General features: G+C 63.8%; 12 protein-coding genes. All 12 read right to left on the bottom strand.

All coding sequences use genetic code 11. The features are described 5' to 3' along the window. Window positions 1-161: 161 nt before the first annotated feature. A complete protein-coding gene (locus NF616_RS02090) occupies window positions 162-956 on the bottom strand; it encodes a hydroxypyruvate isomerase family protein (protein WP_252271391.1) in 795 nt (264 codons plus the stop codon). Continuing rightward, window positions 953-1,864, bottom strand: coding sequence for an NAD(P)-dependent oxidoreductase (locus NF616_RS02085; RefSeq protein WP_252271390.1), 912 nt, complete (start codon window positions 1,862-1,864; stop codon window positions 953-955). The genes NF616_RS02090 and NF616_RS02085 overlap by 4 nt, the downstream gene beginning before the upstream one ends. Window positions 1,865-1,930: 66 nt before the next feature. Then, window positions 1,931-2,251 (bottom strand): ComEA family DNA-binding protein, encoded by a 321-nt coding sequence (locus tag NF616_RS02080; protein ID WP_252271389.1) that lies wholly within the window; start codon window positions 2,249-2,251, stop codon window positions 1,931-1,933. An 89-nt stretch (window positions 2,252-2,340) separates the two neighbouring features. After that, entirely contained in the window at window positions 2,341-4,344 is a 2,004-nt protein-coding gene (locus tag NF616_RS02075) for a polysaccharide biosynthesis protein (RefSeq protein WP_252271388.1), read from the bottom strand. A 16-nt stretch (window positions 4,345-4,360) separates the two neighbouring features. After that, complete coding sequence (locus NF616_RS02070; protein WP_252271387.1) at window positions 4,361-5,368, bottom strand: MraY family glycosyltransferase; 1,008 nt, start codon at window positions 5,366-5,368, stop codon at window positions 4,361-4,363. Continuing rightward, a complete protein-coding gene (locus NF616_RS02065) occupies window positions 5,362-6,342 on the bottom strand; it encodes a UDP-glucose 4-epimerase family protein (protein WP_252271386.1) in 981 nt (326 codons plus the stop codon). The genes NF616_RS02070 and NF616_RS02065 overlap by 7 nt, the downstream gene beginning before the upstream one ends. A gap of 29 nt (window positions 6,343-6,371) precedes the next feature. Next, complete coding sequence (locus NF616_RS02060) at window positions 6,372-6,617, bottom strand: lipopolysaccharide assembly protein LapA domain-containing protein (RefSeq protein ID WP_252271385.1); 246 nt, start codon at window positions 6,615-6,617, stop codon at window positions 6,372-6,374. 20 nt (window positions 6,618-6,637) lie between these two features. Next, window positions 6,638-6,922: an integration host factor subunit beta gene (gene ihfB, locus NF616_RS02055; protein WP_252271384.1), complete on the bottom strand. Its 285-nt coding sequence runs from the start codon at window positions 6,920-6,922 to the stop codon at window positions 6,638-6,640. Window positions 6,923-7,078: 156 nt separating this feature from the next. Then, window positions 7,079-8,758 carry a 30S ribosomal protein S1 gene (gene rpsA / locus NF616_RS02050; RefSeq protein WP_043310839.1) on the bottom strand — a complete coding sequence of 560 codons (1,680 nt, stop codon included), beginning with the start codon at window positions 8,756-8,758 and terminating at the stop codon, window positions 7,079-7,081. A 150-nt stretch (window positions 8,759-8,908) separates the two neighbouring features. Next, a complete protein-coding gene (gene cmk / locus NF616_RS02045) occupies window positions 8,909-9,574 on the bottom strand; it encodes a (d)CMP kinase (protein WP_252271383.1) in 666 nt (221 codons plus the stop codon). Then, entirely contained in the window at window positions 9,571-11,811 is a 2,241-nt protein-coding gene (locus tag NF616_RS02040; protein ID WP_252271382.1) for a bifunctional prephenate dehydrogenase/3-phosphoshikimate 1-carboxyvinyltransferase, read from the bottom strand. The genes cmk and NF616_RS02040 overlap by 4 nt, the downstream gene beginning before the upstream one ends. Next, entirely contained in the window at window positions 11,804-12,913 is a 1,110-nt protein-coding gene (hisC, locus tag NF616_RS02035) for a histidinol-phosphate transaminase (RefSeq protein ID WP_252271381.1), read from the bottom strand. Before hisC ends, NF616_RS02040 begins: the two co-directional genes overlap by 8 nt. Window positions 12,914-12,920: the final 7 nt, after the last annotated feature.

Here is a 12,920-nt window from a genome sequence, read left to right as displayed (position 1 = left end):
CATTACGAGGTCGATACGACGCCTCGCCTGAGCTTCGCGATGGGATAGCCATAGCGCGCCGCAAAGCCATTCACGCCATGCCATGGCGCCCCCGTGATCTCTAGGCCAGCCGCTACCTGCGCAAGAAGCGCCGCGTCGAGGAGCCCTGGATATTTTCGCGACTAGGGTTTGCAGCGCCCCTCTTCGCGCCACTCGGACAGCCAGGCGAGGCTATCCGTGGTAGCGCCGGAAGGACGATATTCGGCGCCCAGCCAGCCTCGATACCCGGTTTCTGCCAGCCTCTGCAGCAAGGGTTCGAAGATGAGCGCCCCCGTCCCTGGCGCCCCGCGTCCCGGACAATCGGCGAACTGCACGTGCCCCGTCCGGTCCGCGAGGAAGGCAATGCCGGCGCCAACGTCCAGGCCCTGGCGAGCCATGTGGTAGAAGTCGAGCTGCGCCAGACAGTTCGGGTGGCCGACGCGCTCGAGTAACTCACCCAACTGCTCCGCCGTGTTGACCAGGAAGCCGGGCATGTCCAGCGGGTTGATGGCCTCGCACAGCACCTTGACGCCCAGCTCCCCAAAGCGCTCCGCCGCTCGGCGCAGATTGGTCTCGAGCGTGACCAGTGCGCTCGCGCGGGAGACGCCTTCGGCCAATCGGCCCGGCAATACGTTGACGCACCGCGGACGCACCTCGACCGCATAGTCGAACGCCTCCTGTAGCGCGGCATCGAATTGCACCTGGCGCTCGGGAACTGCGGCCAGGCCGCAACCGCCGGCCATCAGGTCGCCGGCTGGCAGGTTGATCAGTACCAGCGGCATCGCCGCGCGCTCCAGTTCCTCACGCAACTGCGATGCAGGCACCTCGTAGGGGAACTGGACTTCCACGCCGTCGAACCCCGCTGCGGCGGCTGCCTGCACGCGCTGCAACAGCGGCAGTTCGCAAAACAGCAGGGACAGGTTCGCCGCGATCTTCACGAGCGTTCCTCGCTAAACAATTCGACCAGAGTCGCCGGGTCGTGCTCGAGGTGGCCCTGGCTGCCATGCAGCCGCATCAGTTGGGCGGCGAGCCCGCTCATGGGAATCGCGCTGCCCTGCTGGTGCGCTAGCCCAACGGCCGTATCCAAGTCCTTGAGCAGCGTACGCACGTGCCACTTGATCGGCTCGAAACGGCGCTCGGCCATTTGCGGAGCCAGTATCTGCAATGGGCGGGAATCGGCGAAGCCTCCCGCCAATGCCTGCGCGAGCGCGCCGGCATCGACTCCGGAACGCTCGGCCAGGGCGACCGCTTCGGCGATCACCAGCGCATTGCAGGCGACCAGCATCTGGTTGCAGACCTTGGTGACCTGACCGGCGCCGACTTCGCCCATGCGTGTCAGGCGCTGCCCCACTTGCATTAGCACGGGGCGAACCCGCTCGATGTCCTCGCGGCGCCCGCCCGCCATGATGGTCAGCGTGCCGGCCTCGGCGCCGGGCGTGCCACCGGAGACCGGCGCGTCGACCCAGCGCATTCCCGTCCGGCTCTCCAGCTCGGCCGCCATCTGGCGGGTCGCTTCGGGATCGAGACTGGAGAAGTCGACCAGCAGCTGCCCGGGCCGGGCCCGCTCGACGATGCCTCCCGGGCCGAAGATGACTTGCCTCACCGCCGCGGTGTCGGCCAGGCAGAGCATCACCAGCTCGGTTTCGTCACACAGAAGCGCCGCCGAGGTGACGGTTGCAGCACCGGCGTCGACCAGTGCCGTGCATTTCTCCGGCGACCGATTCCAGACGCGTAAGGGATGGCCCGCCGCAAGCAGGCGGCGCGCAATCGGCAAGCCCATCAGGCCGATGCCGGCGAATCCGAGAGAAGGTTGCATGGAAGACTCCTGGCAGCTGCGACGCGGCATTGTATATCCGCCCCGCAGAAAGCAAAAAAGCCGGTCAGGGACCGGCTTTTTCTTTGCTGCAGGACTTCAGTTGACGCTCAGCCTGTCGCGGTTCTTCTCCAGCGTCGCCGGGCCGATGCCCTTGACCTCGAGCAGCTCGTCGACCGACGCGAACGGCCCGTTGCTGTTGCGGTGATCGACGATGGCCTGGGCCTTGGCCGGACCGATGCCGACCATCCCCGACTCCAGCGCGGCGGCATCGGCGGTATTCAGATTGAGCTGACTGGCTGCCGCCTGAACCTGCTCGGCAGTGCCCGTCGTGGTTGCGGCGGTCTCGGCTGAATAGGCTTGGGCGGACAACAGGGCGAAGCAGGAGAACAGCAGTGCGGCAAACGACTTCTTGATCATGGCGAAGCTCCTTTTCATGAGGGGTAGCGTGAACTCCAAATCACGCTCCGAGAAAAGCTAGCCAGTGTCACGAAGCCGTCAAATGGCCACTACTTGGGTTCTGTGAGGCGCTGCACATGCATCCAGTCGACTATGTCACCTTCCGGAACGTATCCGCTGACCGACTCACGCAACAGCTGCCGAACCCGGTCGTAATCGTCCTGATCCAGGGCGAGCAAGAGGTCATTCAGCAAGGCCTTCACCCGATCCCAGGTCAGGTGCTCCTCGCTGGCGCGCATGATCATCGGATGGGCTGTGGGGCTGACGTTGTCGCCGATCAGCAGCTCCTCGTAGAGTTTCTCGCCAGGGCGAAGGCCGCTGAACTGGATCTCGATATCGCCCTGCGGGTTGCCTTCGGAACGGACGCTGAGGCCAGAAAGATGAATCATCTTTTCGGCCAGCTCGAGAATCTTGACCGGCTGTCCCATGTCCAGCACGAAGACTTCGCCGCCCTGCCCCATGGCGCCTGCCTGGATCACCAACTGAGCGGCCTCGGAGATGGTCATGAAGTAGCGGGTGATGGCGGGATGGGTCACGGTGACCGGACCGCCCCGCTTGATCTGCGCACGGAACAGCGGAATGACCGACCCCGACGAGCCCAGCACGTTGCCGAAGCGGACCATGGTGAAGCGCGTCTTGTTGACCTGGTGCACGGTGCCCGAGTCGCGGAACAGAACCGGCGCCGATTCCCGGCTCAGGGCCTGCAACACCAGTTCGGCCAGTCGCTTGGTGCTGCCCATGACGTTGGTGGGGCGAACGGCCTTGTCGGTGGAGATCAATACGAAATGCTCGACGCCCGCCTTGAGGGCGGCCTGCGCGGCGCTCAGGGTGCCCAGTACATTGTTGCGCACCCCTTCGGCGATATTGTGCTCGACCATCGGCACATGCTTGTAGGCCGCGGCGTGATAAACGGTGTGCACGCCCCAGGCCCGCATCACCTCGACCAGTTGCTCCTGGGAGCGCACGTTACCCAGGATGGGCAGCAGCCGCACGGACAGCGCTTCACGGCGAATCAGCGCCTCCAGCTCGCCATGAATGCTGTAGAGGTTGAATTCGGCGTGCTCGAACAGGATCAGTGTCCGCGGCTGGCTGCCGATCAGTTGCCGACACAACTCCGAGCCGATCGACCCTCCCGCTCCGGTGACCAGCACCACCTTGTCACGAATGCAACGCTCGAAGAGTTGGCGCTGGGGAGGTACCGCATCGCGGCCGAGCAGATCCGCGATATCGACTTCCTGGATATCGTCGACGCGCACCCGGCCGCTGGCCAGATCCATGATTCCGGGTACGGAACGAACATGCAGGGGAAAAGGCTCGAGCAGATGGAGGATTTCCTTGCGCCGTGCCCGGCTAGCCGAGGGGATCGCCAGGAGAACTTCCTGGGCACCGGTCTCGTTGATCAGCTGGGCGATATGCTTGGGTTTGTAGACCTTCAGCCCGGCGATGACTCGGGTGGCGATGCTGTGATCGTCGTCGATGAAGGCCACGGGGCGCATCGAGCGGCCCATGCGCAGGGCCGCGACCAGCTGGTTGCCGGCGGTGCCGGCACCGTAGATGGCCACGCGCGGCAGGCTGTCATCCTTGCTCGGCAGGTTGATGACCGCGCGCACGTTGAACCAGTCGCCCAGGAAGTACTGCCGCATCACCAGGCGCAGGCCGCCGGCGAGAATCAGGCTCAGCCACCAGTAATTGAAGACGATGGAACGTGGCACCACCGCGGGCGAGCCCTTGTACCAGTAGACCGCCAATGCCAGCAGCAGCGCCGATATCGCTACCGCCTTGAAGATGGTCACCAGCGCGTCGTTGCCCATGTAGCGCAGCACCGCGCGGTACATGCCGGAACGGATATACACGGGGATGGCGACCGCCGGAGCGGCGAGGAACAGCCACAAGTAGTCGCCCAGGGGGTTGATCAGCCGATCGGAGCCGAGACGCACCCAGAAGGCCAGCCAGAGCGCGATCCAGCAGACCAGTATGTCGGCGCTGACCTGCAGCAGGCGTTTGTAACGGCGGGGCTGGTTGACCAGCCAGAGACGCAAATTCATAAGCTCCATGCCCTATTCCATCAGACTACTCTGCTAGACCCGCTCGATACTTGAGCGCCAAGCAGACCAACGGCACATATGCCAGTGGCAGGATGATCATGGCATTGCCCCCCAATGCCACCCATATCGCCAGAGGCGTCAGCCAGCACCAGTTTATCGCCATCACCGCCAAGGTGACCGGCAGATGTCGACCATGCATGCGCGAGGCATGCTGATAGGCATGGCTGCGATGCGCCTGGTACACCTTTTCGCCACGCACCAGTCGGCGCAGGAGGGTGATACTGGCGTCCACCAGGAATACCCCCAGCAGCACCAGCCAGGCGAACAACAGCTGCGACTCGCTCCAGGCCATATGGAACGACAGCAGGCCCAGCATCAGGCCGACGAAACCGCTGCCCGCGTCACCCATGAAAATCTTCGCTGGGGGGAAGTTCCAGATCAGGAAGCCGGCCGCCGCCAGGCCGAGCATGGCGGGCAACAGAGCGGCGCTCCAGTCGTTCAGAAGAAGACAGATGAGCACGATCGAGAGGCAGGTGGTCACGGCCTCGACTCCCGCGATGCCATCGATGCCGTCCATGAAGTTATAGAGGTTGAGGAGCCAGACCAGATAGAAGACGCCCAGTAGCGCTCCTAGCCAGCCAAGCTCGATGCTCGTACCGCCAAGCACGAGGCTGGGCGCTCCTCCGAGCCAGTAGAGCCCCCAGCTCGCCGACGCAACGTGCACCAGTAGGCGCCAGCGAGCCGGCACATGACCGTGATCGTCGAGAAAGCCGATGAGCGCAACAGCAACTCCCGCCCCCAGTAGACCCACCGCGGACTGCCAGGCAATCCACCCGAAGGCCAGCGACAGAAGCAATGCCAGGACGAAGCTGACGACGATCGCCATGCCACCGCCACGGGGTGTCGGCACGCTGTGAGAGCTGCGCTGATTCGGCACATCCAGAAGATTACGCCGCAGGGCGTAGTGCCGCAGCCGCCCCGTCATCGCCCAGGACAGCAGCAGCACTGCGGGCAGGCTCGCCAGCGTCAGCATGTCTGTCTCCCCAGGAAATCCTGAGCGGTCTGGTTCAAGGCGTCCCCGCTGGTCATCACCGGCGACCAGCCGAGCAGTGTGCGGGTCTTGTCGATGTCCACCTGCAGCGACCCGAACAAGCGCTGAACCAGAGCCTCGCGCCCCGCCCAGCGCAACAACAGGCGAAGCGGGCGCGACGCCCACGCCACGAGGCGAGCAGGCCGACGTAAGGCATGACCGAGACGACGCAGGAGTTCGCTGGTGGACAGATCCTCGCCATCGCTGACGAGAAAGGTCTGATTGGCTGCCGCCGGATGCCGCAGACAGCACACCAGCAGATCGACGAGGTTGTCCAGCGCCACCAGGCTGCGCCGGTTGTCTATCCCGCCGAGTGGCAGGGGAATGCCGCGGTGCAGCCAGCGCATCATGCTCAGGAAATTGGCACGCACCCCTGGCCCGTAGACCAGAGGGGGGCGCACGATCACCACCTCTAGGCCGGTTTCATCGGCAATGCGCTGCAGCCCTCTTTCGGCCTCTAGCTTGGAGAGGCCGTACGGGTCCTGCGGACACGGTGGGTCATCGGCACGAAACGGAACGCCAGGCAGGCTCGACTCGCCGTTGACCTTGATCGAACTGAGAAACACGAAGCGCCTTACCCCCGCCTCGGCCGCCATTCGAGCGAGAGCCAGGGTGCCTTCGACATTGACGCGCCGGAACTCCGACAGCGGATCGCTGGAGCGCTCGTGCATGACGTGCACACGTGCCGCGGTATGCACGATCACCGACACGCCTTGCAGCTGCTGAGGGCCGATCAACAGGTCTTCGAGGTTACCCAGAACCAGCTGTTCGCAATGAGGCGAGGCAGGATCCTGCTCGCGTACTCCGGCGACCCCCTCGACATCAGGCTCCTCGGCGAGGCGCCGCAGCAATGCGCCACCTACGAAGCCGGAGGCTCCGGTCACCAGCACACGCGCTGGCAAGCGTTCAGAATCCATTTTTTCACGCGTTACGAAACGAAAGATGATTACTTAGACTTGCCGCTGCTTTTGAAGGCCCGGCGCCCTGCGAGCCACAGACTCAACAGCAAGGCAGTAACGGAGCCCAGCGCGAAGGCCAGCATCAGCAGGATGGAAAACGGCAGCTCCGGAGTGATCCAGAACAGAAAGCGGAATTGGGACTGCTGCGGATTCTGCAGGATAAGCACCAGGACCGAAACCCCGATGAGCAGAAGTACCGCCAGCCAGACGAGTCGTTTAACACCACTCAGCATGCCTTGGCTCCTTGCACGACTTACTCCTCGTCATTGACGCGATCACGCAGCTCCTTGCCGGGCTTGAAATGCGGCACATATTTGCCGTCCAACCGCACGGACTCGCCCGTCTTGGGATTGCGTCCTACCCGGGGGGCGCGATAGTGCAAGGAAAAACTGCCGAAGCCGCGAATCTCGATACGATCTCCCGTGGCCAGAGCCTGGGACATCTGCTCCAGCATCGTCTTGATCGCCAGTTCCACGTCCTTCGAGGACAGCAGGCCCTGATGGCTGACTATGCGCTCGATCAACTCCGACTTGGTCATGGTTTTCCCTTCTTTTTCAAGCGGCTAGATCAACTGAGAGGTGTTTTAGCACGCTCACCAGCGTTTGGATAGCCCGCTGTCAAGAGGAAAATGTATCGACTCGCCGGAAAAGAAAAAGGGCGACCTGAGTCGCCCTTTCTCGATGCACCGAAACTGTTAGTTCTGGTTCATCTGTGCACGGATCAGATCGCCGATGGTGGTCGGACCGGTGGTTTCGGCTTCCTGCTTGTTACGCAGCTCTTTCATCGCGTCCTTTTCGTCTTCGACGTCTTTGGACTTGACGGACAGGCTGATAACGCGGGACTTGCGGTCGATGCTGATGATCTTGGCTTCGACTTCGTCGCCTTCCTTCAGCACGTTACGGGCGTCTTCAACGCGGTCGCGGCTGATTTCGGAAGCCTTCAGGATGCCTTCGATGTCGCCACCCAGGCTGATCACGGCGCCCTTGGCGTCCACTTCCTTGACGGTACCGCGCACGATGGTGCCTTTCTCGTTCAGGGAGGCGTAGTTGGAGAACGGATCGTCTTCCAGCTGCTTGATGCCCAGGGAGATGCGCTCGCGCTCCGGATCAACGGAGAGGATGACGGTTTCTAGCTCGTCGCCCTTCTTGAAACGACGTACGGCTTCTTCGCCCACTTCGTTCCAAGAGATGTCGGACAGGTGAACCAGGCCGTCGATGCCGCCGTCCAGGCCGATGAAGATACCGAAATCGGTGATCGACTTGATGGTGCCGGAGATCTTGTCGCCCTTGTTGAACTGGCCGGAGAAATCTTCCCACGGGTTCGACTTGCACTGCTTGATGCCCAGGGAGATACGACGACGCTCTTCGTCGATGTCCAGAACCTGAACTTCCACTTCGTCGCCGACCTGAACGACCTTGGACGGGTGGATGTTCTTGTTGGTCCAATCCATCTCGGAAACGTGCACCAGGCCTTCCACGCCCTCTTCCAGCTCGGCGAAGCAGCCGTAGTCGGTCAGGTTGGTGACTTTGGCAGTGACACGGGTGCCTTCCGGATAACGGGCCTTGATGGCGACCCACGGATCTTCGCCCAGCTGCTTCAGACCCAGGGAGACGCGGTTGCGCTCGCGGTCGTACTTCAGGACCTTGACGTCGATCTCGTCGCCAACATTGACGATCTCGGACGGGTGCTTGATGCGCTTCCAGGCCATGTCGGTGATGTGCAGCAGACCATCTACGCCGCCCAGGTCAACGAACGCACCGTAGTCGGTGAGGTTCTTGACGATACCTTTGACCTGCTGGCCTTCCTGCAGGGATTCCAGCAGAGCTTCGCGCTCGGCGCTGTTCTCGGCTTCCAGCACGCTGCGACGGGAAACGACAACGTTGTTGCGCTTCTGGTCCAGCTTGATGACCTTGAACTCCAGCTCTTTGCCTTCCAGGTGGGTGGTATCACGCACCGGACGGACATCGACCAGGGAGCCCGGCAGGAACGCGCGGATGCCGTTGACGTCAACGGTGAAGCCGCCTTTGACCTTGCCGTTGATAACGCCCTTGACCACTTCCTCAGCGTTGAACGCAGCTTCCAGAACCAGCCAGGACTCGGCGCGCTTGGCTTTCTCGCGGGACAGCTTGGTTTCACCGAAGCCGTCTTCCACAGCGTCCAGCGCAACGTGGACTTCGTCACCGACCTTGATGGTCAGCTCGCCTTGTTCGTTGAAGAACTGGTCGAGCGGGATGACGCCCTCGGACTTCAGGCCGGCATGTACGGTAACCCAGTCACCGTCGATGTCGACCACGATGCCGGTGATGATTGCACCCGGCTGCATGTCGAGGGATTTCAGGCTTTCTTCAAAAAGTTCTGCAAAGCTTTCGCTCATGTTGATTCCTGTTGATCAAGGGCGGGGATTCGCCCAAACCACACTCCAGACAATGTGGGTTCGTTCATGTAAAAAGAGGCCTGCGGGACTATGACTGGTCTCCCGCATGCCTCCTTGCGAGCCTTTCGACTTAAGTCAGCCGCGGCTCATTTACCCGGCGAGATCGCGATCGGCGACCTCACTGAGAATTCTGTCCAGCACCTGCTCGATGCTCAGCTCGGTGGAATCCAGCTGGATGGCGTCTACCGCCGGCTTCAGCGGAGCCACCGCACGCTGCATGTCGCGCTCGTCGCGAGCACGAATCTCGTCTAGCAGACTCGGCAGGCTAACACCTTCGACTTTTCCTTTCAACTGCAGGTAGCGACGGCGAGCGCGCTCCTCCGCACTGGCGGTCAGGTAGATCTTCAGCGGGGCATCCGGAAATACTACGGTGCCCATGTCGCGGCCATCGGCCACCAGACCCGGCGCTTCGAGGAAGGCACGCTGACGCTGCAGCAGCGCCTCGCGCACGGCGGGCAGGGAGGCGACCATGGAAGCACCGGCACCGACCTGCTCGTTGCGAATGGCGTCGGTGACCTCCTCGCCCTCGAGGATGATGCGCTTGTCGACGAACTGCACGTCCAGGTGGGCAGCCAGGGTCTTTAGCGCCTCCTCGTTGGTCAGGTCGATACCATGATTGCCGGCGGCGAAGGCCAGCAGGCGATAAAGAGCCCCGGAATCCAGCAGTTTCCAGCCCAGCTTGTTGGCCAGCAGACCGGCGATGGTCCCCTTGCCCGAGCCGCTCGGCCCGTCGATGGTGATGACTACGGCGCTCATTTGCCCTCCTCCGTTACGCGAATACCGGTCTGAGCGGCCAAACCGAGGAAATTCGGAAAGGACGTAGCGACGTTGGCGCAATCATGGATGCGAATCGGCGCCGTGGCGCGCAGGGAGGCGACGCTGAAGGACATGGCGATGCGGTGGTCGCCGTGACTCCACACCTCGCCGCCGCCAATGGCGCCGCCCTCAATGATGATGCCGTCCGGCGTCGGCTCGGCTTTCACGCCCAGGGCGATCAGGCCGTCGGCCATCACCTGGATACGGTCGGATTCCTTGACCCGCAGCTCCTCGGCGCCACGCAGCACGGTGCGCCCTTCGGCGCAGGCGGCGGCGACGAACAGCACCGGGAATTCATCAATGGCCAGCGGCACCAGGTCTTCCGGAATGTCGATGCCCTTGAGCTTGGCGGCACGCACGCGGATGTCCGCAACCGGCTCACCGCCGACTTCGCGTTGGTTTTCCAGGGTGAGGTCGGCACCCATCAGCTTGAGGATGTCGATCACGCCGGTGCGGGTCGGGTTGATGCCGACGTGCTCCAGCACCAGCTCCGAGCCCTCGGCGATGCTGGCGGCAACCAGGAAGAAGGCAGCCGAGGAGATATCCGCCGGCACTTCGATATGGGTGGCGCTCAGCTTGTGGCCGGACTCGACGGTGGCGACGTTACCGTCGACGGTCACCGGATAGCCGAAGCCGCGCAGCATGCGCTCGGTGTGGTCGCGAGTCGGCGCCGGTTCGGTCACGCTGGTTTCGCCGGCGGCATACAGACCGGCCAGCAACAGGCAGGACTTGACCTGAGCGCTGGCCATCGGCATCTCGTAGCTCATGCCAGTCAGTCGCTGACCGCCCTTGATGTGCATCGGCGGACGACCTTCCGGGCCGGTCTCGATCACCGCGCCCATCTCGCGCAGCGGCTTGGCCACGCGGTTCATCGGGCGCTTGGACAGTGAGGCGTCGCCGGTCAGCACGGTATCGAACGGCTGCGCGGCCAGCAGGCCGGAGAGCAGGCGCATGGAGGTGCCGGAGTTGCCCAGGTACAGCGGGCCGGGTGGCGGCTTCAGGCCATTCAGGCCTACACCGTGAATGGCCACTTTGCCGTGATGCGGACCTTCGATCACCACGCCCATGTCGCGGAAGGCCTGCAGGGTAGCCAGGGCATCTTCGCCCTCGAGGAAGCCCTCCACCTGGGTAGTACCCTCGGCCAGCGAGCCGAGCATGATCGAGCGGTGCGAGATGGACTTGTCGCCCGGTACGCGGATACGGCCGGAGAGGGAACCACCGGGATTGGCGAGGTAGATCAGGTCGTTCGAGTGCATGGCGTCCACATAGGCCCTGCGGGCCAGGATTTTGCTGAAATGCTCGCGGGCGTGACGGGCGCGGGTGAACACGCCCAGCAGCTGACGCCCGTCCCCAGCGTCGACCGCGCCGCGCAGGGCGTCGAGGTCGTCGCGAAACGCGTCGAGGGTGCGCAACACCGCCTCGCGATTGGCGAGGAAGATGTCGTGCCACATCACCGGATCGCTGCCGGCGATCCGCGTGAAATCGCGGAAGCCGCCGGCGGCGTAACGGAAGATCTCCAGGTTCTCGCTGCGCTTGGCCAGCGAGTCCACCAGGGTGAAGGCCAGCAGGTGCGGCAAGTGGCTGGTGGCAGCGAGCACCTGATCGTGGTGCTCCACCTCCATGTGTTCCACATCGGCGCCCAAGGCGCGCCACAGGCCGTCGATCAGCGCCAGCGCGCCGGCATCGGTGCACGGCTGCGGAGTAAGGATGACCTTGTGACGGCGGAACAGTTCGGCATTGGAGGCCTCCACCCCGCTCTGCTCGGAGCCGGCGATCGGATGACCAGGAACGAAGCGCTTCACCTCGCCACCGAAGGCCAGGCGCGCCGCGCGCACCACATTGCCCTTGGCGCTGCCCACGTCGGTGAGCACCGCATCGCCAAGGTCGCACTGCGCCAGCTGGGCCAGCACCTTTTCCATGGCCAGGATAGGCACCGCCAGCTGGATCACCGCGGCGCCCTGACAGGCGGCCGACAGCTCCGTCTCGCAGCGATCGACCACGCCCAGCTCCACGGCCAGGCGGCGCGACTCGGCATCCAGGTCTACGCCTACCACTTCGCTGAACAGCCCTTTCTCGCGAATCCCCTTGGCGAAGGAGCCGCCGATCAGGCCGAGCCCCACCACCACGAGGCGGCCGAGTTTGCGCGAGGCTTGTTGCAGCGGCATTGCCTCAACCACGGAGAATCGACTCCAGGGCCTCGAGGAAACGGGCGTTCTCCTGCTCAGTGCCGATGGACACGCGCAGGAAGGTCGGCATGCCGTAGCCGGCCACCGGACGCACGATCACGCCGGCCTGCAGCAGCGCCTGGTTGATCGGCGCGGCGTCGCGGCCGAAGTCCACTGCGATGAAGTTGCCCTTGGATGGAATCCAGGTCAGGCCCAAGCGGTGGAAGCCCTCTTCCAACTGCGCCATGCCGGCATCGTTGGTACGGCGGCTGGCCGCCAGGTAGTCGGCATCGTCCAGCGCCGCGCAGGCGGCGGCCAGGGCCAGGCTGTTGACGTTGAACGGCGCACGCACGCGATTGAGCGCATCGGCGACCTGCGGCGAGCTCAGCGCGTAGCCGACGCGCAGCGAGGCCAGGCCGTAGGCCTTGGAGAAAGTGCGCGAGACCAGCAGATTCGGATAGCGCGCCAGGTAATCGAGGCCGTCCGGCAGCTCGTCACCCTCTGCGTATTCGATATAGGCCTCGTCCAGCACCACCAGCACGTTCTCCGGCATACGAGCGAGGAAGGCCTCCAGCGCGTCCGGGCCGAACCAGGTGCCGGTCGGGTTGTTCGGATTGGCGACGAACACCACACGGGTGTTGGTATCGATGGCCGCCAGCATGGCTTCGAGGTCGTGCCCATGTTCCTTGGCCGGCACCACCTTGCCCTGGGCGCCGACCGCCTGGGTGGCAATCGGGTACACGGCGAAGGCGTACTGGCTGAACACGGCATTCAGCCCCGGCGCCAGCCAGGCGCGTGCGACCAGATCGAGAATGTCGTTGGAGCCGTTGCCCAGGGTTACCTGGGCCGGAGTCACGCCACAGCGTGCGGCCAACCTGGATTTCAGCTCGAAACCATTGCCGTCCGGGTAACGGGTCAGCTCGGCCAGTTCGGCGCGGATCGCTTCCAGTGCCTTGGGCGACGGGCCCAGCGGGTTCTCGTTGCTGGCCAGCTTGACGATGCCGGCGGGATCGAGATTCAGCTCGCGGGCCAGCTCATCGACCGGCTTGCCCGGCACGTAGGGCGAGAGTTTCTGCACGCCCGGCACGGCCAGGGCGAGGAAGTCGCAGCTCATGAGCTCT

This window comes from Pseudomonas subflava (assembly GCF_023823685.1).
GTDB lineage: Bacteria > Pseudomonadota > Gammaproteobacteria > Pseudomonadales > Pseudomonadaceae > Aquipseudomonas > Aquipseudomonas subflava.
Note: the sequence above shows the minus strand (reverse complement) of the source record. Positions and strands in the feature narration are given on the sequence as shown.

Bases quoted from the DNA above. Each gene is read 5' to 3' on its own strand.
- NF616_RS02085 (WP_252271390.1), bottom strand. From the start codon at position 1,864: ATGCCGCGTCGCAGCTGCCAGGAGTCTTCCATGCAACCTTCTCTCGGA.
- NF616_RS02080 (WP_252271389.1), bottom strand. From the start codon at position 2,251: ATGATCAAGAAGTCGTTTGCCGCACTGCTGTTCTCCTGCTTCGCCCTG.
- NF616_RS02075 (WP_252271388.1), bottom strand. From the start codon at position 4,344: ATGGAGCTTATGAATTTGCGTCTCTGGCTGGTCAACCAGCCCCGCCGT.
- NF616_RS02070 (WP_252271387.1), bottom strand. From the start codon at position 5,368: ATGCTGACGCTGGCGAGCCTGCCCGCAGTGCTGCTGCTGTCCTGGGCG.
- NF616_RS02065 (WP_252271386.1), bottom strand. From the start codon at position 6,342: ATGGATTCTGAACGCTTGCCAGCGCGTGTGCTGGTGACCGGAGCCTCC.
- NF616_RS02060 (WP_252271385.1), bottom strand. From the start codon at position 6,617: ATGCTGAGTGGTGTTAAACGACTCGTCTGGCTGGCGGTACTTCTGCTC.
- ihfB (WP_252271384.1), bottom strand. From the start codon at position 6,922: ATGACCAAGTCGGAGTTGATCGAGCGCATAGTCAGCCATCAGGGCCTG.
- rpsA (WP_043310839.1), bottom strand. From the start codon at position 8,758: ATGAGCGAAAGCTTTGCAGAACTTTTTGAAGAAAGCCTGAAATCCCTC.
- cmk (WP_252271383.1), bottom strand. From the start codon at position 9,574: ATGAGCGCCGTAGTCATCACCATCGACGGGCCGAGCGGCTCGGGCAAG.
- hisC (WP_252271381.1), bottom strand. From the start codon at position 12,913: ATGAGCTGCGACTTCCTCGCCCTGGCCGTGCCGGGCGTGCAGAAACTC.